The sequence below is a fragment of the Calothrix sp. CCY 0018 genome (genome assembly GCF_963920925.1).
In the GTDB taxonomy this organism is placed as follows: Bacteria; Cyanobacteriota; Cyanobacteriia; order Cyanobacteriales; family Nostocaceae; genus Rivularia.
The window spans coordinates 57,971-77,649 of record NZ_CAWUDI010000005.1 but is presented as its reverse complement, the minus strand read 5'-3'; the positions used below and the strand labels follow the sequence as shown (position 1 = coordinate 77,649).

Annotated in this window: 20 protein-coding genes and 1 tRNA gene; 6 read left to right on the top strand and 15 right to left on the bottom strand. The window is 38.2% G+C overall.

What is annotated here, in order from left to right; all coding sequences use genetic code 11:
- Window positions 1-83: 83 nt before the first annotated feature.
- The 5 genes from ACM03V_RS05265 to ACM03V_RS05245 all read right to left on the bottom strand — a co-directional run bounded on the left by ACM03V_RS05265 (window position 84) and on the right by ACM03V_RS05245 (window position 6,268).
- Window positions 84-1,058 (bottom strand): HEPN domain-containing protein, encoded by a 975-nt coding sequence (locus ACM03V_RS05265; RefSeq protein WP_414619705.1) that lies wholly within the window; start codon window positions 1,056-1,058, stop codon window positions 84-86.
- Between the two features lie 421 nt (window positions 1,059-1,479).
- Window positions 1,480-2,538, bottom strand: a complete 1,059-nt coding sequence (gene ccsB / locus ACM03V_RS05260) for a c-type cytochrome biogenesis protein CcsB (RefSeq protein ID WP_414619704.1) — start codon at window positions 2,536-2,538, stop codon at window positions 1,480-1,482.
- Between the two features lie 131 nt (window positions 2,539-2,669).
- Window positions 2,670-4,403 (bottom strand): DUF3352 domain-containing protein, encoded by a 1,734-nt coding sequence (locus ACM03V_RS05255; RefSeq protein ID WP_414619703.1) that lies wholly within the window; start codon window positions 4,401-4,403, stop codon window positions 2,670-2,672.
- A gap of 1,028 nt (window positions 4,404-5,431) precedes the next feature.
- Window positions 5,432-6,040: a chorismate lyase gene (locus ACM03V_RS05250; protein ID WP_414619702.1), complete on the bottom strand. Its 609-nt coding sequence runs from the start codon at window positions 6,038-6,040 to the stop codon at window positions 5,432-5,434.
- A 146-nt stretch (window positions 6,041-6,186) separates the two neighbouring features.
- Window positions 6,187-6,268, bottom strand: a tRNA-Leu gene (locus ACM03V_RS05245).
- A 436-nt stretch (window positions 6,269-6,704) separates the two neighbouring features.
- Here ACM03V_RS05245 and accC point away from each other — a divergent pair.
- The gene (gene accC / locus ACM03V_RS05240) at window positions 6,705-8,054 is read left to right on the top strand and encodes an acetyl-CoA carboxylase biotin carboxylase subunit (protein ID WP_414619814.1); all 1,350 of its coding nucleotides are present in this window, start codon (window positions 6,705-6,707) and stop codon (window positions 8,052-8,054) included.
- On the opposite strand, the gene ACM03V_RS05235 is transcribed toward accC, so the two are convergent.
- The gene (locus ACM03V_RS05235) at window positions 8,051-8,344 is read right to left on the bottom strand and encodes a YggT family protein (RefSeq protein WP_414619701.1); all 294 of its coding nucleotides are present in this window, start codon (window positions 8,342-8,344) and stop codon (window positions 8,051-8,053) included. The two genes, accC and ACM03V_RS05235, sit on opposite strands and share 4 nt — an antisense overlap.
- Before the next feature lie 263 nt (window positions 8,345-8,607).
- On the opposite strand from ACM03V_RS05235, the gene psbX reads away from it, so the two are divergent.
- From psbX to ACM03V_RS05215, 4 genes are all read left to right on the top strand, one after another.
- Window positions 8,608-8,727, top strand: coding sequence for a photosystem II reaction center protein PsbX (gene psbX / locus ACM03V_RS05230; RefSeq protein ID WP_414619700.1), 120 nt, complete (start codon window positions 8,608-8,610; stop codon window positions 8,725-8,727).
- A 291-nt stretch (window positions 8,728-9,018) separates the two neighbouring features.
- Complete coding sequence (locus tag ACM03V_RS05225) at window positions 9,019-9,969, top strand: Ycf66 family protein (protein ID WP_414619699.1); 951 nt, start codon at window positions 9,019-9,021, stop codon at window positions 9,967-9,969.
- A 39-nt stretch (window positions 9,970-10,008) separates the two neighbouring features.
- Entirely contained in the window at window positions 10,009-10,572 is a 564-nt protein-coding gene (locus ACM03V_RS05220) for a TolB family protein (protein ID WP_414619698.1), read from the top strand.
- A gap of 126 nt (window positions 10,573-10,698) precedes the next feature.
- Window positions 10,699-11,223 carry a TolB family protein gene (locus ACM03V_RS05215; protein ID WP_414619697.1) on the top strand — a complete coding sequence of 175 codons (525 nt, stop codon included), beginning with the start codon at window positions 10,699-10,701 and terminating at the stop codon, window positions 11,221-11,223.
- Between the two features lie 296 nt (window positions 11,224-11,519).
- Here ACM03V_RS05215 and ACM03V_RS05210 read toward each other — a convergent pair whose 3' ends face one another.
- The 9 genes from ACM03V_RS05210 to ACM03V_RS05170 form a co-directional block, all read right to left on the bottom strand.
- A complete protein-coding gene (locus tag ACM03V_RS05210; protein ID WP_414619696.1) occupies window positions 11,520-11,756 on the bottom strand; it encodes a hypothetical protein in 237 nt (78 codons plus the stop codon).
- 42 nt (window positions 11,757-11,798) lie between these two features.
- The gene (locus ACM03V_RS05205; protein WP_414619695.1) at window positions 11,799-12,230 is read right to left on the bottom strand and encodes a bis(5'-nucleosyl)-tetraphosphatase; all 432 of its coding nucleotides are present in this window, start codon (window positions 12,228-12,230) and stop codon (window positions 11,799-11,801) included.
- Window positions 12,231-12,336: 106 nt separating this feature from the next.
- Window positions 12,337-13,536 (bottom strand): AAA family ATPase, encoded by a 1,200-nt coding sequence (locus ACM03V_RS05200; protein ID WP_414619694.1) that lies wholly within the window; start codon window positions 13,534-13,536, stop codon window positions 12,337-12,339.
- Between the two features lie 437 nt (window positions 13,537-13,973).
- Complete coding sequence (locus ACM03V_RS05195; protein ID WP_414619693.1) at window positions 13,974-14,966, bottom strand: RNA ligase family protein; 993 nt, start codon at window positions 14,964-14,966, stop codon at window positions 13,974-13,976.
- Between the two features lie 134 nt (window positions 14,967-15,100).
- Complete coding sequence (locus ACM03V_RS05190; RefSeq protein WP_414619692.1) at window positions 15,101-16,051, bottom strand: AAA family ATPase; 951 nt, start codon at window positions 16,049-16,051, stop codon at window positions 15,101-15,103.
- Between the two features lie 287 nt (window positions 16,052-16,338).
- On the bottom strand, window positions 16,339-16,719 hold the full coding sequence (locus tag ACM03V_RS05185) for a ribosomal protein L7/L12 (protein WP_414619691.1): 381 nt from the start codon (window positions 16,717-16,719) through the stop codon (window positions 16,339-16,341).
- 507 nt (window positions 16,720-17,226) lie between these two features.
- Window positions 17,227-17,619, bottom strand: coding sequence for an alr0857 family protein (locus ACM03V_RS05180; RefSeq protein ID WP_414619690.1), 393 nt, complete (start codon window positions 17,617-17,619; stop codon window positions 17,227-17,229).
- 16 nt (window positions 17,620-17,635) lie between these two features.
- Window positions 17,636-18,172, bottom strand: coding sequence for an HNH endonuclease (locus ACM03V_RS05175; protein WP_414619689.1), 537 nt, complete (start codon window positions 18,170-18,172; stop codon window positions 17,636-17,638).
- A 62-nt stretch (window positions 18,173-18,234) separates the two neighbouring features.
- Window positions 18,235-18,474 (bottom strand): hypothetical protein, encoded by a 240-nt coding sequence (locus tag ACM03V_RS05170; RefSeq protein WP_414619688.1) that lies wholly within the window; start codon window positions 18,472-18,474, stop codon window positions 18,235-18,237.
- A 178-nt stretch (window positions 18,475-18,652) separates the two neighbouring features.
- Between ACM03V_RS05170 and ACM03V_RS05165 the strand changes: the two genes are divergently transcribed.
- A complete protein-coding gene (locus ACM03V_RS05165) occupies window positions 18,653-18,988 on the top strand; it encodes a hypothetical protein (RefSeq protein ID WP_414619687.1) in 336 nt (111 codons plus the stop codon).
- The last annotated feature ends 691 nt before the right edge of the window (window positions 18,989-19,679 follow it).

Below are 19,679 nucleotides of genomic sequence, written 5' to 3'. Positions count from 1 at the left end.
TGGTGCTAGAAACAAACTCTGGGAAGTTGAGGAGTAATTGTCAAATTAAACATAAAATCATCTAAGCATTGTTCTGTTAATACTTATGCTCCAAAACTATCATTCAACTGGCTGTTTATCAGTTTTTCGTCAATCTCATTAATAAAAACTTGAATATCGTCGATGACTTCATTAACTATTTTTTTATCAAGCTTCATTTCTTCACCTTTTTTATTCTTTCCATTTCGGTGTACTAAATCATGCCTGATTGAAATATATTTACTAATTTTAGATAATCCAGGAAAGCTTATATTTAGTATGCTTTGATACATCTTGCTCACTTTACTTAAGTTGTGATAAATAACTTCTGACATTGTTTCCTTCGCCTTTTCCTCTATATTTTCGGAATAATCAAAAACCTCTCGCATTTTTATTGTTTGTTTTTGAAAATCTATAAAATTATAAAAAAAACATTTGAGGTATTTTCTATTTGATAAAACAGTATGTATAAATGCATCACAAAGATAAGTTTCAAGGCACGTTATAGCACCAAGATATATTTGTTTTTTAAGCGTTTTTTGTGCATTGTTGTCTGAAACTTCAAGATTATTCAATATTTTTAAACTTGATATTTCCTTACATAAAGTTTTATTAAATTCAGTATTAAAAAGTATTGCATCTATATAGTCATCATAGTCATCATCAAGCAAATCTAAGTCAGCTTCTAGAACTTCATAGCTTAATACTTTATAGTCATCATTCTCTTCATAACCATATGCTTCTTTGTCTTTAAGAAACTTTCCTTGTAATTTTACAAGCATTGAAGTTGCAATAATTCCTGTTTCATCATTTGGAGTACCCGATAAATGTATGTTAACAAAAAAACCAAAATATTCAGCTTTAGTTCTGATTCGCCAAACTTCTAAATCACTATAATAATCATCAAATCCCCAACCTGAACAACCACTATTAGCCATCAAGCCTGTGATTGTTTCATCTTCATTTACTAACTCAAAACAAATATTGGATATAATTTTATCAATAAAATTATATTCTGAGTCTAAGTTTAAAGTTGACACAATTCCTTTTCCTGTTTATGATTGCATACGAATTTTGTATTTTAGTATTTTTACATAAAAAATAATTTTTAAAGATACTAAATGTTATCACCGTTACTCAATGTCTTTAGAAATTTTAATTTAGTATTTTGATCAACCATTAGTAGGTTGGGTTGAGGAACGAAACCCAACATTATGAAGACTTTGTTGGGTTACTCTACGAGAAAGCTTCGCTTACACTCCGTTCAACCCAACCTACGATTTTCTTTAACTTCGATAAAAAAAACTCCTTCCCAACTTATGGAAAAGAGCATTTAAAATTAATTTCTTAACCCGCGCAGGCGGGTTTTGCTATGTGTAGACGCGGTTTCAACCGCCGGATTAAACAATCAACCGCCAAATAATCTTGTGGGGTGGGCATCCCTGCCCGCCCTACCCAATCCTAAAAAAACCACCCATAAGAATGCAAACCCTTACCCAACAAATTCACTCCTAAATAACAAACCCAAACCGCCACAAACCCGGTAGCAGCCAAAATTGCCGGACGACGACCTTGCCAACCCTTAGTAATCCGAGCGTGGAGATAAGCTGCAAATACCAACCAGCAAATCAATGCCCAGGTTTCTTTGGGGTCCCAACTCCAATAAGAACCCCATGCTTCATTCGCCCAAACTGCACCAGCTATGATGCCAATTGTCAAGAGGGGAAAACCCAACCCAATAATGCGATAGCTGATGTTATCTAAGGTTTCGGCAAGACTTAACCGTTGTGGAGAAAGGGTTTCTTCAGAATTTATACTAGATGAAGAAGTTTCTATCCGCTGTGCAACTGCTGTCGCAGTTTTACCGTTACCGTTACTATTAGTTTGAACTGGAGAAAAGCCGTTATTTTCAAAAGCAAATGCATTAGGTTCGGTAACAAGTTCACCAGCCTTATGTAAACGATAACCGTTAGTACGATAGCCACCGTTACCAACGGAACTACCTTGAAGCTGCACTGGTTGCCCTTTTGTAACTATCAGAAATGCTACGGCTATTAAAGAACCTACCATCAAAGCCGAATAACTCAACATCATCACGCTGACGTGCATCATCAACCAGTTTGATTTGAGTGCGGGTACTAATGGTTCGGAAACTTGCATATCTGAAGGAAGCGTTAGAGCCGCAAAAGCTGTAATTCCCATCGCTACGGGGGAAGTTGCAACTCCTACCAAACGACTGCGACTGCTGTATTCAGCAATTAAATGAACCGTGGTGATTCCCCAAGCCAAGAAAAACAAAGACTCATATAAATTGCTCAGAGGGAAATATCCACCTTCCAACCATCTCGCACCAAGCAAAGTTGCCATGCACAAATTAGCGATCGCCATTCCCGCAGTTCCCAAACCAGCCAACATTGGGATATTAGGGAAAGCTGCTCCTACCCAATAAATCAACATGGTGAGAAATAGGACGAGGAAGGAAGCATTATCAAGCCAATTTTGGAGTACAACTAAATCCATAAAAGTGTTATCCCCATTAAAATTACTATAATTTTTTATCTTACTGTTTTTCCAAGTCTTACCCAGAAGAGGCAGTAATGCTTTAAGATTTCCGCCCTCTTCTAGCTTATCTTTATTTGTCTTCGACTCTCCTACTCTTTCTTTTCTTTGGGAGTCGGAAGCACCACTGGTTTCTCGCCTTTCTTGAGCTTCAGTAAAATATCATAACGAGTAGTACGACTATCGGTAACGGCAGTTGTTACACCTACTGAATTTAGTGCATTAAGAAAATTTTGCTGATCGGGAAATAAAGCTGGTAAAGACAAACTTTTCGCCGCGCCTTCCATATCTAAGAAAAACTGAGAATTTATCGGATCGAGTTCTGATGGTACTGCTTTCTGAAATGAAGCAGCCTTAGCTAAAATATTTTTTGGTTTGGGAATAATTTTATCGGTTATGGGAGTTCCCAAGGTTAAAAAAGCAATATCTCCATCTAACCAACCGTGAGTAGCAGTTAATGTTCCTGAAGGCCCAACCCACCTCGTAACGGGTATTTCGCCGACTTTATCGTCTTTAATTTTGAACTGGTACTGAGTTCTCATCGCTTCGTCTAACTGCTTTAAAGATGCTTCCGCTTTAAGGCGATCGCTAGCCTGTACCATAAATACTAAAGCAGCGCGAACATCTTGAGGAAATTCTTTGTTAGGGATTTGAGGAACAACAGATACTGTAAATTCACCTCCCATCCAGCTAAGTAAATCCCGATCTAAATCAAGACTAGTGATGTTCTTAAATCCATCTCTTAAGTTTTCTGGTTTAACAGGCGAAAGGGGATTTTTCTGAGCAGTTAAAACGTAATCAGCCCAGGTTCTACGCAGGTTTCCACCAGAAAACATCATCAGAGTTTCTGCTGGTAAACGAGTTGTCATGGTAGTAGCTTTATTTTCCACCGCCAAAACTTTTCGGCTGCTAGGTTTTAACCAAGATACTCCTTTTAAACGCAATCCTTCTGATTCTAAACTGACAGTTCCCGCTAAACCTTGATTGTTCTTTAATTGTGCTAAAACTTGCGCTGGTAAACGACGTTTGGCAGAAGTTGTACTTGCTATTTGGGCCGCAGAGGGAACGTTAACGTAAAATTGAGCAAGGGGCTGGTAAGTAGCTATTTTGGGTAAGTGTTTGGCAAAACCGTTACTGTTAGCCAGAGTTGCTTTACCTTTGTAAGCTTTAATCGTTCTTTCTGTAGCTTTGGGATTATCTGCAATAACTAAAAAACGTTCTTCTATGATTGCTGTAGATAATTTCTCTCCCGAATTTGTTTGTGCTTCTTTAATTGTAATGCCTTCGTACTCTCGCTCATCCCACTTTCCTTTCAGGGCTTTGGGTTGTGCAAAGGCTGTTTTAATTTTGTTTTGGTCTTTAATTGGAAAAACCATTACCAGCGACTGTTCGACGGTGGCTAATTTTCCATCGCTAGCTACTTGTTTAGATGCAGTTACTGGGGCTTTAGGGGCTAAAATCGCAATAGTTACTTGATCTCCAACCCAAGGGCTGACATCTTTTTTGAAATCAAAACCTTCTTTTGCAAGAAAGCGATCGCGCCACTGAATTAAATTTTTATCTAATGCGGCTTGACTTTCTTTAGTTCCAAAAGAACGCAATTTTTCCCATTGACTAGAATCCGTACTTAAAGAAACCGTAAATAGGGCATCTTGGGGAATAATATTAGCACCTACAGGTAAATCTCTGGACAAAGGTTTTCCCTGAGTTAAAAGCCAGTAAGCTGCTATCCCACCACCTATTAGTAAACCCGCTCCAGAAAGCGTCAAAACTAAAGACGGTTTCTTTTTTTTCTTACCAGAAATAGACACGACAGGCAGTGTCATTGAAACCAATACCTCATAAAACGGAACTTTTCAATTACTTTATTGAGACAGCTAACCTGCATATTCTTCTTGATATTTAGGGTTGCCGATTACACGCTCGAAAATTAATCTTACTAATAGCATTAGTACTTTTACAATCAAACCACTATTGTTCTGTTTGCAGGCTTTATCTGTATTCAACTACAAAAAATGTAGTCAGAAGTACAAATCTCGATTGTTTCCCTTAACTGTAGTAATTCCACGCTTTAAATCGACCTCCGCAGCAAGTTTAACACTATCTATAAAATCAAACACTACCACTATTGAAAAAATGTCAGATAAAATTACTTACCATATGGATTGACTTGCTCGGTTGCTTGATGATTTATTTTGATGCCGAACCATAGTTTAGAATGCCTAGAAAATCATGTTTTCAGTCATATTAAAATTAATTTTTAGATCGAAGTCTTTAAAGCAAGTACAAGACTCCGATGCTGGGGAAAGTCCTTTGCACTACCTTAGATAAGATACTATAAATAACCGAAAACACTGCTACTTAGATATGCTGTTTTGACATACTCCCAGTATTTTCATACCTTTTCTATCTATTTCAGGAATTATACAAGCTTCCGCAAAAAAAGCAGAGTTGCAGGCATTTTAACATTTGGAATAATTAATTTTTGAGCAAATATTTTTCGAGTTTCCCTATCTTAAAGCCATAACCTAGTTTTTGGGAAAAAATCATGCTTGATAAACATTGCCGTTAAGCCTTACCCTAACGGGTCGTGCCGCGCTGAACACGCAGTGAGTCGTTAGACTAAGCTCACGCCTTAGTGCCGCCAAATTACTGCTGACTCGCTACTATTTAATCTGGGGCGACACCCCCTACTAAATTGCCATATTAGCTCAACTTAAAATAACTAATTAGTATTTCGTCAAATCAGAACTTAGTTCTATATTTAAAAATTGAGAACCCGTGCCAACTTTAGTCCTAAATACAAAAACTAAAAAGAATTCAAGTCTGTACCTAGAATAAAAGATGGCAACCGTTAAACTTTAGTACTTCCCAAATACTTAGTTAAATAAGGCGAAAACACTTCATAAATCAACGTTAATGGCTGCCCATGATGCCAAAATAAATAGTGTCGTCCCCAAAAAGGGCCTTTTTGGTTAAACCCTAATTCTAGAGCGGGAGAATAACCGTAGTAAATTCCTTGAACATCCCGATACAACTCAGTACGCAGACGCGCTAAACTTGCCCAAATCGGTAAGGAACGATTTTGTAAATATTCATCCACATGAGACGCTTCCCACCATGAAGTTGCATAAGCCAAAATTTGACCGCTAGGAGTACGCAACCAAACCTGTCTCCGCAGTCTCGGCCCCGGTACTACCTGCATCAAATCGGGAGCGTCATCGGAATCCATGCCAATTAATGACATATCGATCACATCTACTTCCGTTGGTTCGCCTGTCAATAACTTCAAGTGTCGCGTAGGAGAACCATCACCTAACAGCAATAACTGCCAACTCGGAGCTAGCCTATTATGAGGTAAACCTTGTTGAACTACCTCTTCTCCACCCTGCCAAATAGCATCTAATCTATGCCACGAGCAAGGTAAAGTAAAATCTTCTTTCTCTGAAAAAGTTGCAGTCAAAACTCTGCTCTTTACAATACTTTACCTACTTCTATGAAAGCACAAAATATGAAGTAGGGAGTAGGGATGGGGGGACAAGGAGAGGGAAAGAGGGGGTAGAAATAATCTTTAACCTTTGATTTTATACCAATTTTCCCATGAAAAAATGCGGATGGCGAGACTCGAACTCGCAAGGCCAAGGCCACACGCCCCTCAAGCGTGCGCGTATACCAATTCCGCCACATCCGCATGATAGATTTTTATTTATCTAGAAGTGAAGTATAGCACAACAAAAAAAATATAGTAATAACTTACGAAATTCCGCCTTAAAATAATTATCTTAGTTGCATATAATTGCCAGATTGGGATAAGTGGCAGACAGAAATTTAATAAAACACAAGTCATATTAAAAACGGTCACGACTATGGTAACTCAAGTTAAATTTCTCGAATTCGGTCGGGGATGCGTATAATTGTTAACCGGCTGAGTTATTTCTTAATAGTGCTTGCGTCAACTTAGGCAAACAATATATTTACAATGCCTTATGGGTAGTTCATTCTAGCCAAGTGGTTCTACAAACAAAGCGTATAAATATCTTGTCAAATTTTGAAACATAGCGAAAGTGTTTTTCCAAATTTGGTAAGGGTAAATGTCAATAAACAGCAACGATATACAAATTACCAAGATGAATTTTGACAAAATATTAATTGCGAATCGAGGGGAAATAGCACTTCGCGTTCTCCGCGCTTGTGAGGAAATGGGGATTGCTACTGTTGCAGTACATTCAAATATTGACCGTAATGCTCTTCACGTACAGCTTGCTGATGAAGCGGTTTGTATCGGTGATGCTGCAAGCAGTAAATCCTATTTAAATATTCCTAATATTATTGCGGCTGCGTTAACGCGCAATGCCAGCGCGATTCATCCAGGTTATGGGTTTTTGGCTGAAAATGCCCGTTTTGCTGAAATTTGTGCCGACCATCATATTGCTTTTATTGGTGCTTCACCCGAAGCAATTCGCTCTATGGGGGATAAATCCACTGCGAAGGAAACCATGCAAAAAGCGGGTGTTCCTACAGTACCGGGTAGCGATGGTTTGCTGAGTTCTGAGGAAGAAGGATTAAAAAGCGCTGCGGAAATCGGCTATCCGGTGATGATTAAAGCCACTGCTGGCGGTGGTGGAAGAGGTATGCGATTAGTGCGATCGCCTCAAGAATTCACTAAATCTTTTCGAGCCGCACAAGGGGAAGCGGAAGCTGCATTCGGCAATGGTGGGGTTTATTTAGAAAAATTTATCGAACGTCCCCGTCATATCGAGTTTCAAATTTTAGCTGATAATTACGGCAATGTAATTCATTTAGGCGAGCGCGATTGTTCGATTCAGCGACGCAATCAAAAGCTTTTGGAAGAAGCCCCAAGTCCGGCGCTTAATGACGAATTGCGCTCTAAAATGGGAGAAGCTGCTGTAAAAGCCGCTAAGTTCATTAATTATACTGGTGCGGGTACGGTGGAGTTTTTGCTGGACAAATCAGGTGATTTCTACTTTATGGAAATGAATACCCGGATTCAAGTTGAGCATCCCGTCACGGAAATGATTACCGGGATTGATTTGGTTGTCGAACAAATCCGCGTTGCGATGGGAGAAAAACTCAGCGTTACTCAAGACCAAGTTGTTTTGCGGGGTCATGCAATAGAATGTCGCATCAATGCAGAAGATCCCGACCATGATTTTCGCCCTTGTCCCGGACGTATCAGCGGCTATCTTCCCCCTGGAGGCCCCGGCGTTCGGATCGATTCCCACATTTACACCGATTACCAGATACCTCCTTACTACGATTCGTTAATCGCAAAATTAATTGTTTGGGCACCCGACCGTCCTACCGCAATCAAGCGGATGAAACGAGCTTTAAGGGAATGTGCGATTACTGGAGTGACTACCACCGTTGGCTTTCATCAAAAAGTGATGGATATTCCGCAGTTTTTGGAAGGTAATGTCTATACCAATTTCATCGAGGAAATAAAAAATTCACTTTAATTGGTGCGAGCCAACATGGTCAGCAATCCCTGCTGACCTAATAGGATTTCTCGTGCCAAACTGAATATACCCACCCAAATAATTGGCGTAATGTCCACACCACCGATGGGAGGTACTAGCTTTCGCAGCACTACTAAAAACGGTTCTGTTGGAAAAGCAATGGTATTAAAGGGAAAACGATTCAGTTCGGCTTGGGGATACCAAGTCAAAATAATTCGGAAAATAAATAAAAACGTCATTAGCCCTAATACAAGGCTGAGAATCAAATTGGTAACGTTAAGGGTACTCATGGTTTGAATTTACTGTTTATCTGAAGAAAATGTTTAAGATTTGTAAAGTCTTTATCTTATTTTATCGGAAGCCAAGTTAGAGATACTATCTTAATCGTCAAAAATAAGCATCTCTAATACCTACTCCCTCCTTTCTACTCCCGATTCTGCCAAACTACTAGATATAAAATGATAAGCATCCAATTAAAGATTAAGACTTATTGCGATTCGTTTCATGGTATTAAAATATTAGAAAGGACTATGTAAAAAAAAAGGTTGTAACCATGACTCCCTCTTTAGCAAATTTTCTTTGGAGCTTAGCCTGGGGTGCTGCGATTTTTGTTATCCCCGCAACAGTAGCTTTAATTTTCATCAGTCAAAGAGATAAAATCCAACGTTTTTAGGATTGATTAAGAAAACAACGGCAACGCCGGTTTCTTGAAGATAACAACAATTTATGGTCAGCTTATGATTAACTTGACCGGGTTTTAACTATTCCTCCCACAGAGGACAAGTTATACTTAACACAAACGCCCAGTCTTGTGAACTTTAAGCAACAATGTAAAGACGCGGTATTGAATAACTCCGGTTTGGAGTCAGACAATTCGCGTCTTTGCTGTATGTTTGTGTTTGCTTGCTGTAGAGATTTTAATTGCGAGTCGTTAATATAGATTTGATATCGGGATGAAAGAACAATGCTAACTTATGGGCTGAACTCAGCCAGCGTTCTGGCTCAGGTAAATATAGGGACTAACCCGGCTAGTATTTTAGGAATTTTTCTAGCTGTTGCTGGAGCGGGACTATATTTTCTTCGTACTGTACGTCCGGAGCTTTCGCGGGACCAAGATATATTTTTTGCCGCTGTCGGCTTATTGTGCGGTTTTATTTTTATTTTTCAAGGTTGGCGATTAGACCCTATTTTGCAATTCGGTCAGTTGCTTTTGGTGGGAACTACCGTATATTTTGCTTATGAAAGTATTCGTCTGCGCGGTATAGCTACTCAGCAGGCCAAGCGCAGCACTCCGATTGTAGATCGCGAGCGAGATGTCAGTGATCGCTACGACTATGACGATCGCGGTAAGTATGGTGCTGAGGTAGAAGATTATGACCGGGAGCCTTTACCTTACGATCCATATTATGAAGACGAACGTTCCACCTCGCGTCCTCAAATTCGAGGAAGTAGGGACACTCGCCCATCTCGCAGTGAATACTACGAAGATCCAGCCCCCCGTCGTCCGGAACGTCGTAACGATGTAGAAAGAATTGAAGATGACAGACCACCTCGTCGTCGCAGTTCCACTTCCAGCAGACGCACTACCACCCGTAGCACACCAAGACTTGAAGAAAGTGATTGGGGTTCAAATCCTCCACCAGTAGATGATTGGGATAATTCCCGTACTGAAGAAAGAAGAACACCTCGTCGCAGTAACGAAAGACCATCTACTACCCGTAGAAAAAGCGACGAAGATATTATCCAACCTATCCAACCAAGAACTGCAAAAAAACGTCGTCCCAGGAATTCAGATCCCAGAAGAGAACGGGGGGGAATGGATGAGGTGATACCCACCGATTATGAAGAATACAACCCAATTGTTCGTTTAGAAGACGAGAACGAACCACCGGAAGTAAAATTGGATGACGAATAGCTAAAAATTGGTATTGGCAGCAGATAATATTAGTTCAAGGTGAAAAAATTTATCGGTTTATTTCGGCTCCAATCACAAATACGTTGGAGTCTTTGTCTTTGTTTGGTTAGTTTACTTGTATCTTGTAGTTACAACGACGTTCCCATTGGTTCTAATTCCTTAAATACTCGTAACACCGAAGAACAACCAGCTTTAAGTGGAAACGGTCGCTTTTTAGCCTTTGTATCAAATCGTAGCAGTACTCAGCAATTATTACTGTACGATTTAGAGCAGCAAAAGTTGATTCCCACACCGCGTTTGAATCGACGTAATGCGATCGCCGAAAGTCCCAGCCTCAGCTACAGCGGACGTTACATAGTTTACAGCACCAGCGACCGTGGTAGACCAGTCGTTGGGCTTTACGACCGCGCCGTCGGACAGTCCCAAATCCTTACCCCCACTTACAACGGCTGGGTAAGAAACCCTAGCGTCAGCCCTGATGGCAGGTATGTTGTATTTGAAACAACAATTCGCGGTCAGTGGGATATTGAAGTCCTCGATCGCGGAGCAAATGTAGAGTTAGATATTCCCAATGGTGCGCCAGTGAGTACGCCACCGGAGTAGGGAGATGGGGGGACAAGGGGACAAGGGGACAAGGAGAGAGGGGGTAGAGTTAAGAGTTAGGAGTTATAAATTATAAATTATAAATTTCAGATTACTAATTTACAATGCCCTTCGGCCCAATTACCAATGCCCAAAAAGTTAATTTCAATTTGCTTATTTATCAGTTTTAGTTTGCTGGGTGCTTGTAGTTCTCCGCGTATATTAAGTTACCCATTTGATAATAGTGGTAGAGGTCTTAATTCTGGTGCTGCGGAGTTAAATCCACATATTTCTGATAGATATATTGTTTACACGAGCGATCGCCGGGGCAGCCAAGATGTTTATATGTTCGATCGGATGACTCGCAATTTGATTAACTTACCTGGGCTGAATTCATTTGATGCGATCGCCAGTCATCCCTCGGTTTCTCAAGACGCTAGATATATTGTGTTTGCTGCTTCTCGCGAGGGAAGAAGCAATATTTTTCTTTACGATAAGGAAACTCGTCAGTCGCGCAATTTGACGGGTAATTTGCAAGCAGAAGTCCGCAATCCAACAATTAGTGCCGACGGTAACAGGATTGCGTTTGAGTATACTTTGAACGGACAATGGGATGTTTTAGTTTATGACAGATTCGGGAGACGTTTAAATATACCTCAAGAACCGCAGTAAAATTAACAATCAATGTAGGGTGTGTTACGGCTCTAATATATTGGATTAGAAATTACCATGTTGAAAATGCCGTAACGCACCATTTATAGTACATCGAGATTTTTGAAAATGCTGTAAAACAAAATCAAGATTCGCTACGTTGAAATCTTTAATAAAAAGAATAATTATTCCAATCAGCTACAGGTTTATAACCACCATTTTTCTGCAAAAGCTTGTGCTTCAACTACAGGTGCATTTACATTCGTTAATAATTCATATTCCTGCTGCAAATCTTGAATAATAATACCTATTGCTGTTTAATCTTTGATTTTTGACAATAGTAATTTATGAACAGGTGTCATCATCGCAACTGCAATAATCTTTCCATTTTGTTCTACTGCTGCTAAATAAGGTTTAATTTTATATATTTCTGGATTATTAATTAAATTATTGCAAATTCCCAACTGTAAATTATGTAATGCTTCATCATTCAATAAATAATCTTTTGCTTTCGTATAAAATAGACTGATATTTTCAAATCGATGAAGTTTCATAATTTATATCTTGAACTTAGAAGCAAATCAGCAAATAAATAATCAAATAAACAAATACTTCTCTAAGTGCGCCAATAAAGGATTAATTGTTTTTTTCTGAATCCTATGTGGTGGATTCCAATTCATCCATTGATAGCCGCTATGCTCGGTAAGTTTTAAATCAACTTCGTGCTTCAGCCATCCCAAAAATATCACCAATGTTTTCTCGACTTTTTCTCCTTTAAATCGTTTATACCTAGTGTGATAACTTTCGGTATATCGAAAATTAGTATCTAAATCTATATCTTTGAGTGCAATTCCTGTTTCTTCAGATAATTCTCTTAAAGCACAACTAACTTCATCTTCCCCAAACTCAATATGACCTTTTGGGATATCATAGATGTGTTTAGACTTAGGGTTTTTAAGCATTAAGAGAAAGCCTATCTGGGGTTGCTTTCTCATCACAATAACACCACAAGACTTTGTTTTTCGCATGAATTATAGAAACAATTTACTTTCAGAATTTCAACAGTAGTTAAAAGCAAGATTCCGAATAAATTGATTATCTCTGACTTTTGACCTTTAACCTTTAACCTTTGACTTAAACATATTTATGCTTAAATTCATAGATTAAATCGACTCTACCTTTCCGCAACATAGCCGGATCTAATCTTTCTGTAGTATTGCAAGTCATTAATATAACTAAGCGCTGCTGAATTTGAAACCTAGAGTCATCAATCACGCTTTGATATAAGGTTCCATCCAGCAAACTTAAAATATGTTCGGTTTTATTGCCGTATTGTGCAACTTCACTAGCTCGATCTTGCGCTAAGTTATCAGCTTCGTTAATGATGATACAAATCCGTTCTAAATAGCTTGGTGGAACAAAGTTAGAAACAGCATCCCGATCTAAAATGAAAATCACGTATCCAAGAGGTACAAGAATCTCTTTGGCAACTGCTTGAGTCCACACTGTTTTACCAGTACCGGGTTCCCCATGTACCAATACTGCTAATTGAGTTTGATTTAAAACTGCTTGCTGTACGTCATCAGTAAAATTTTGAATATCCGCAGGAAAACTGTTTATAGAAAACTGAGTATTAACTTTCCCTACCCGACTTTGATATCCACTCAGCATTACTGCTAAATCGTAAATCGATTTGTTAATTAATGGCGTTAAATCCTTTGCCATTAAAGTATATTGTCTTCTTCCTCTTTCGTAAGGTTCAATTTGCAGCCAAACATCGTATTTTGACCAGTAACCATAAACCGTATTGATAACTTCCAAACGTTCCCAACTTTTAAATTTTTCGATAGGCAAATAAAAATCTCTTTCCTGATAGTACTGAGTAATTAGATCGGGAACATCTAATAAGCTAAGAACTCGAAAAACGGCAATTTCTTGAAGTCTATTTAAAAGATAATCAATTGGAATGCTGCTGCGGCTAACAAATTGAACTATCGGCGTTTCTGTACTTAAAACGTCTTTATATCGATGGTCTGGTGTCAACGGATCTGGAGTTACATAATTCCAATACTTCTCAACTTCGTAGCGAGTATCTTCAGAAGTAAGACTCATTAAATTTGCCCACCAAGCATAATGATTTCTTCCTAACGTCTCAGTTAAGCTGCTAGTTAAGTTTAATGTTTTTTGAGTTAATTCCTGAGAATCATTAGATAATAATTGCCACAAATATTCCCAATTTAATTCTCTATAAAAAGGTCGCCAACCGCTAGCCAGCAAAGTTTGGCGATTATTGTTACCGCGAGAGTTATCTTGTCCGAAATAGTCAAATTCCATATTTGCAGGTTTAAGGACGTTTTCAGCTTTCTATTTTAGGAAGCTTATACCATTTTAGGATTTTAGATTTTAGATTTTAGATTTTAAACGAAGAAAAACAAAAGGATGGATAATTATAGTTTATAAATTATACCTTTAAAAGTTTAGTTAATAAGATTTAAAATATTGGATATTACAAAGATTCGCAAAGTTGATCAAATTAACACGGGCAGGGATGCCCATCTCACAAAAATGTGCTTAACTCAAATGAAATTTGGGAGATAGCGGTTTTCACTTGGGTAGAATACAGAGTAAATTGGTACAAATCGGACGGACAAGGATGTCCATCCCACTCATATTGTATTCTTCTCAACTGAAAACTGCTATATTAGCCCACCGTAAGGTGGGCTTTGTTTGTGTAGCCCCAGACTTACAGTCTGAGGGTACTATCAATCAAATCAATGCAACTCACTTCCACCTTTACGAAGCAAATATCTATCGCTAATTAATTTCAAAGTCACTCTTCCAAAAAGTGGATGAGTTCTTTCTATAGTGGGTTGAATCACTACACCTTCCATCATGCAATCTGAAGAAAGTGCGCTATCTTTATTATTGAAATTAGAAACTATTTCCTGACTGTAAGCACCAAAGTAAAGCAAAGGTGCTGTTGGTAAATTAAATTCTTGGCAGAAACCAACGAAATCATTGTAATTAAGGAAATCTTTACCGCGACGTACAGCAAATAAAGCAATACCGATTTTGCCGTTTTTTAAGCCATACTTAATATCTTGTACGCCGTATATTTCTCCAAAAACTTGAGTATCTGGTGGAAGTTTCTGCAAAGCTTCGTTTTCGTGATAAGCGCGAATGTAAACTAAATTTTTATTAGTCTCATTATCTTTCCAGAAGTAATTATGGCTGCCAATACGAACTGTAGAATCAGCATCTGCTAAAACAGTAAAGTTAGTTCCATGTATTTTCTCGGTAACTACTACTTCTTCTCCCTCTGCGAACATATCTGGATAGCGTTTGAGGTGCTGTGGAGCCGGGAATTTGTAATGTCCGACATGATTTTCCATATCCCCATTCATTGTTTTAGGAATTGGATATTCATATTTAGTAATTACGAAGTTTTCTGTGTAGTCATCTCCAATATTTCCTGTAAAATCTTCACCAACCGGAATCAACAAACCTTCCGAAAATATTCCTCGTAGTTTTGCCGCACGCAATCTTTTTGAATAATAAGAACCTATGCCGAATTCTTCTACATACTTTTCGGGAATCACGCTATCTATAGGAAAATAAAAAGCTAAATCTCCAGTTTGAAAATTGCCTTTGGCTGAAATTATTTGATATCCCATTCCGCTGATGGAAATAATATCTAATCTATCGGCATTAGGATGAGAATCAACGCTACTAATTTTTACTACTTCGACTTTAAATATGCTCATGTTTCACCTCTCTTGGAAAGTTACGAGGCTATAAATAAATCTATTTATAGGTAATTGATTAATTTTGAATCTGTGTTAGGAGGAGATTATTTATCAATGTAGTTTTTTTGTAGTATATATGTAACCGTGTCAAATCAATAAAAGCAGCGGGAAAGAATAAATTGGTAATCTTGGCTTTCAGGAATATCTTCAGGTAGAATATTCATCATCATTTCCTTAGTGAGTTGAGAAATATTGACTAATCTATTAGCTTGCTTCTCAGCAGTCTTATCAAAGATATTTCTTACTAATCTTCCATTTCCAAAGTTTTTATCTTTCTTAGTATATAAACAAGTAAACTCATTCAATAGTTTTTCTTTTGCTTCATTTGTAATGTTAAAATTATTATCATTACAAACATTTGTAAATATCGTTGTTAATTCTTCTGGTTTATAATCATCGAAATAGAAATACTTATTAAATCTTGACCCCAAACCTGGATTTGCATCAATAAATCTCTTCATCTCGTTGCTATAGCCAGCAACTATTACTACTAATCTGTCTCTAAAATCCTCCATTCTTTTAAGTAAGGTGTCTATAGCTTCTTGTCCAAAATCAGTTCGCGAGCCTTCTGGTTTAAGTGCATAAGCCTCATCAATAAAAAGTACCCCATCTAGGGCTGACTCTACAAGCTTATCTACTTTGATTGCACTTTGACCAACATAACCTGAAACTAAACCCGACCTATCTGTTTCAATTAAATGACCACTAGAAAGTATTCCTAATTCTTTGTATACTTCACCCATCAAACGAGCAACTGTAGTTTTTCCTGTTCCGGGAGAACCACAAAATACAGAATGTAAAGTGACTGAAATACTGCCTAGTCCTTTTTCCTGTCTTAATTTTTGGATTTTCAGAAAGTTGCTAAGAGTTTTCATCTCATCTTTCACATTCTGCATACCCACAAGATTATTTATTTTATCTAGAACAACCTCTAAGCCTTCACCTGCATTTGAGCAAATATTACCTTTGTGGTTTAGTTCTACTTTCATTTGTTTCAGTTCACGTTCAATTTCGATGTCCCAAGAACTCTTTTGATAAGACATTTTTGGCAAGCCCTTTAAAATTGATTTAACAACTATCTATTTTCAAGATACTCTTGGATAATCATAGGGACAATTGTGTTTTTACTGAACATGAAAAATAAGCAATTTGCATGTTAGTTATTCATTTAATCTTAAAAATATCTTTTTTATATTGGTGTGACTAAAATAATAAATAACTCCCTCTCCTTGTTAAGGAGAGGGTTGGGGTGAGGTTAATTCCCTATATCTTCCCCAAGCACAAATCTCACAACCCGACGAACTCGAATACTTTCACCACTCATCATCAATCACTTTAGAAAAACTTTCGCTTCTACTGCTTCCAATTGTTGTTTAATCTCTTCGGCTTCAGCAATTGTAATTCCAGAAACAGCTTGAGGTACGGAATCAACATCTTTTGCTTTCAATCCTAAACCAGTTATCCCTCGTAGTAATTCAAGAATGGCAACCTTTTTATCAAAAGGAAGTTTTTCTAAAATTGCATCAAATTCAGTTTGTTGACTTTCAGCTTCTCCGTCATCTGCAATTGGGTTAATTACAACAGTTAAATTAACTTGAGTACGACAAGCATTCATATTAAAAATATCGTCTATTTTTTTAACTAATTCAGAAGTTTCAGTTAAATTTAACGATTTTAATTGCTCTATCATCTCTAAAATTTGAACGGACATGGTACACTTCCATTTTTAGCCAATTCAGGCTACTTTATAACACAAACTTGTTAAATTTCAAATTTTTGTATTTCGCTTGATTGGTTTATACTACATTTATAATACAGGTTGCGTCAAGAGGTTTTATAAAAAACTTATTTTATAAATTTCGCAATCCAAAATCCAATATCTAAAATCCAAAATAAATAGACAAACCAGACCAGACATAACAGGACTTACGCAACCACAACGGTGCAGGAGCGTGTTTCAGACATTTAAGATCCCCCCAACCCCCCGCTAAATTGGGGGGCGCTATTAAGTCCTATATAAGTAAACTTTTCCTCGTCTAGATTGCCTAATTATCCAGCTTTCAGCTATTAGCTTTTAGCTTTTAGCCGTCTCTGGGTTTAATACCCCACCGTCAATTGGCGTGCAAGCAATTAGTTGGGGTTTAAATCCCCAATGAACATTGCCAGCTAACAGCTAACAGCGGTGGAGCTAATAGCTTTTAATCACGTATTAAAGCGTTCATTCGATTGCAAAGGAGGCGCTTTTACGAGCTTCCAACCAGAGATTGTGGAGGAAGAATTCAGTGTTTTGACTCATAGTAGTAACAAAACCACCGCTCATGCTTTGCCCGTTTGCTGATAGCCAATAACCCCGTAAAGAAACTTCTAAAAATTCTGTATCGCAAGCATATAATTCTATAACTTCGCGGTTATCCAGTTGCTCAACTTGAGTGTGTAATTGTGCCAGCCCTGGTAAATTAACAGGAAGCAAAAATGTTGCCGTGCTGGGTTCGACGCACAAGCTTTGACCGATTCGTAAAGTTAGTATTACTCGGGCTTGTATCCATTCTTCAACGGACTCAGTTAAAAGCTCTAAGTAAAAACTGTTTTCTGTATAAGTTAATTTCAGCATTCTTCATGCTCTCCTGTTATTCCAGGTTTGCTTGCACAATACCTTTCCAAAACTGTTCCGCAAAAGAAACGGTTGGATGTACGGGTGCTTTTGGTTTTGTACGAAGTGGCATCCCAGCTTCTTTGGGACTGCGGTTACTTTTGCGAGAGTTGCACACAGAGCAAGCAGCTACAACGTTGTCCCAGGTATGACGACCACCGCGAGAACGGGGGATTACGTGGTCTAGGGTGAGGTTTTTAGTGGTACCGCAGTATTGGCAGCTATGGCTGTCTCTACGTAAAATTCCCCGGCGATTTACTGGGGGTAATTTCCACATTCGTTCGCGAGAAGCAATTTTTAAGCGGATATGCTTCGGTACGTAAACGACCAAGCTGGGAGAGCTAATATGCCATCCGCTTTCCGTAGTAATATCTAATGGCTCTGCTTTCTCGGTTACTAACAGCACGACTGCCCGCTTAATGTTCACGCGACACAGAGGCAAATAATTTTGCGAAAACACTACTACAGATTTTTCGAGTACTTGCATAATGCTCATAGCAGCTTGGCTCCTCATAAAAAACCCCCGCTTCTTTGTTCAAGGAGGCGGGGGTTAAATGTTGACTTGAAGTCTTTGATTTAATGTGTGGTACGACATCTGTCTTGCCAGTACCTCCCGCTTGTTTTATCTGGTTTCAGTTGATTGAGTAAATAAATGATTCTGATATATTCATAATCTCGATTATTTTGTGCCGATTGCCCGTGACTCCAATTACATCCGCCCATAAATAAATACTCCACTCCCGAGTCAGCCGATTCCAAACTGGCTGGACAGTTGGAAATAGCTAGGGAAGTGGAGTAGAACGCTGTAAATATCACAGAAAATTTCACCTATGTTGGAAGTCAAGAATTGAAATCGATCAAATGCCTTTAATACAAGCTCCTGAATTCATTCTTGGAGTTGAAACGAAACTAAGAACTTTTGACTTGTTGAACATTTCTATAAACATACTACACTTGTATTACTATCCTGTCTACAGTTTTAAGGAGAATTTTCATGCATACAATTGCTCGCACACCTACCACCGAAATGGAAGTAACTAGCATCCGCTTGGAACGGGAGCTAAAAGACAAGTTGAAGGAACTATCAGGCAATCAAGGATATCAAGCGTTAATTCGAGATATTTTATGGAATTATGTCCAGCAAAAATCAGGTGAGTGGAAGCCGCGATTTTCGCGTGCTGATATTCGAGCAAGTATAGCAGCGACATCCCAGCAAGAAGAACGCTGCGTACTTACCGGACAAGTTATTCAAGCCCAGGAACCAATGCTGCTAGGACTTACGAAAACTGGGGATATGGTTCCTCTAAGTATAGAGAGTTTAGCTGGCTAATTATTTCTTTAAACAGCACAGCCCAATGATTCCATTTTCCCCAATCATTGGGCAGCCTTATTTTTATTAAAATAATTATTAAAATTTGTGACATAAAAAGCGATCGCGATATATTTAATGGTTTGCACTTTATTCTTCTAGTCAAGAGGTTTATGTAACTTATAAAGCCGTTGGGAGTTGCATTTTTTGATTTATAGGGGGTATGACAGTACTTGACAGATACAAACCTTGAGCCTAATAAGTAAGTGACCGATAAGAATAGGAGTCAAAAATTAATCAACCATCCCGTCACGCATATTTTTTTCTTAACCTGTCCTCAAGCAAAATTAAATTATCTGACGACCGATAGAAAATTACTTTTAAAGAGCTTCTTTGGGTCAAAATAAATAGTAATATTGTAGTTTTGCACCTAAGTGGTAATGCGGATAATATTCGCCGACTATTTGACTCTACTCTAGAGAAAATACGGTTTGTCTGAGGCTGTAGATGAGGATATTCTGGGTCTGAGAAAAGCAAAAAATACTGACTGGTATCCGAAGTGAATTACTAAAGTATTATAAGCAATTCAGTATACTAATAATATTTCTTTGCTCGCGGAAAGATTTTTTATATACCAGTGACGAAAGTCATTTTTAAATAAAGGGGCTATAACAGGTGAAAGAATTGATTTTTAGAACCCTTTACGGTTCAT

Bases quoted from the DNA above. Each gene is read 5' to 3' on its own strand.
- ACM03V_RS05255 (WP_414619703.1), bottom strand. From the start codon at position 4,403: ATGACACTGCCTGTCGTGTCTATTTCTGGTAAGAAAAAAAAGAAACCG.
- ACM03V_RS05195 (WP_414619693.1), bottom strand. From the start codon at position 14,966: ATGAGCATATTTAAAGTCGAAGTAGTAAAAATTAGTAGCGTTGATTCT.
- accC (WP_414619814.1), top strand. From the start codon at position 6,705: ATGAATTTTGACAAAATATTAATTGCGAATCGAGGGGAAATAGCACTT.
- ACM03V_RS05180 (WP_414619690.1), bottom strand. From the start codon at position 17,619: ATGCTGAAATTAACTTATACAGAAAACAGTTTTTACTTAGAGCTTTTA.
- ACM03V_RS05225 (WP_414619699.1), top strand. From the start codon at position 9,019: ATGCTAACTTATGGGCTGAACTCAGCCAGCGTTCTGGCTCAGGTAAAT.
- ACM03V_RS05190 (WP_414619692.1), bottom strand. From the start codon at position 16,051: ATGTCTTATCAAAAGAGTTCTTGGGACATCGAAATTGAACGTGAACTG.
- ACM03V_RS05185 (WP_414619691.1), bottom strand. From the start codon at position 16,719: ATGTCCGTTCAAATTTTAGAGATGATAGAGCAATTAAAATCGTTAAAT.
- psbX (WP_414619700.1), top strand. From the start codon at position 8,608: ATGACTCCCTCTTTAGCAAATTTTCTTTGGAGCTTAGCCTGGGGTGCT.
- ccsB (WP_414619704.1), bottom strand. From the start codon at position 2,538: ATGGATTTAGTTGTACTCCAAAATTGGCTTGATAATGCTTCCTTCCTC.
- ACM03V_RS05210 (WP_414619696.1), bottom strand. From the start codon at position 11,756: ATGAAACTTCATCGATTTGAAAATATCAGTCTATTTTATACGAAAGCA.
- ACM03V_RS05215 (WP_414619697.1), top strand. From the start codon at position 10,699: ATGCCCAAAAAGTTAATTTCAATTTGCTTATTTATCAGTTTTAGTTTG.
- ACM03V_RS05175 (WP_414619689.1), bottom strand. From the start codon at position 18,172: ATGAGGAGCCAAGCTGCTATGAGCATTATGCAAGTACTCGAAAAATCT.
- ACM03V_RS05165 (WP_414619687.1), top strand. From the start codon at position 18,653: ATGCATACAATTGCTCGCACACCTACCACCGAAATGGAAGTAACTAGC.
- ACM03V_RS05235 (WP_414619701.1), bottom strand. From the start codon at position 8,344: ATGAGTACCCTTAACGTTACCAATTTGATTCTCAGCCTTGTATTAGGG.
- ACM03V_RS05205 (WP_414619695.1), bottom strand. From the start codon at position 12,230: ATGCGAAAAACAAAGTCTTGTGGTGTTATTGTGATGAGAAAGCAACCC.
- ACM03V_RS05200 (WP_414619694.1), bottom strand. From the start codon at position 13,536: ATGGAATTTGACTATTTCGGACAAGATAACTCTCGCGGTAACAATAAT.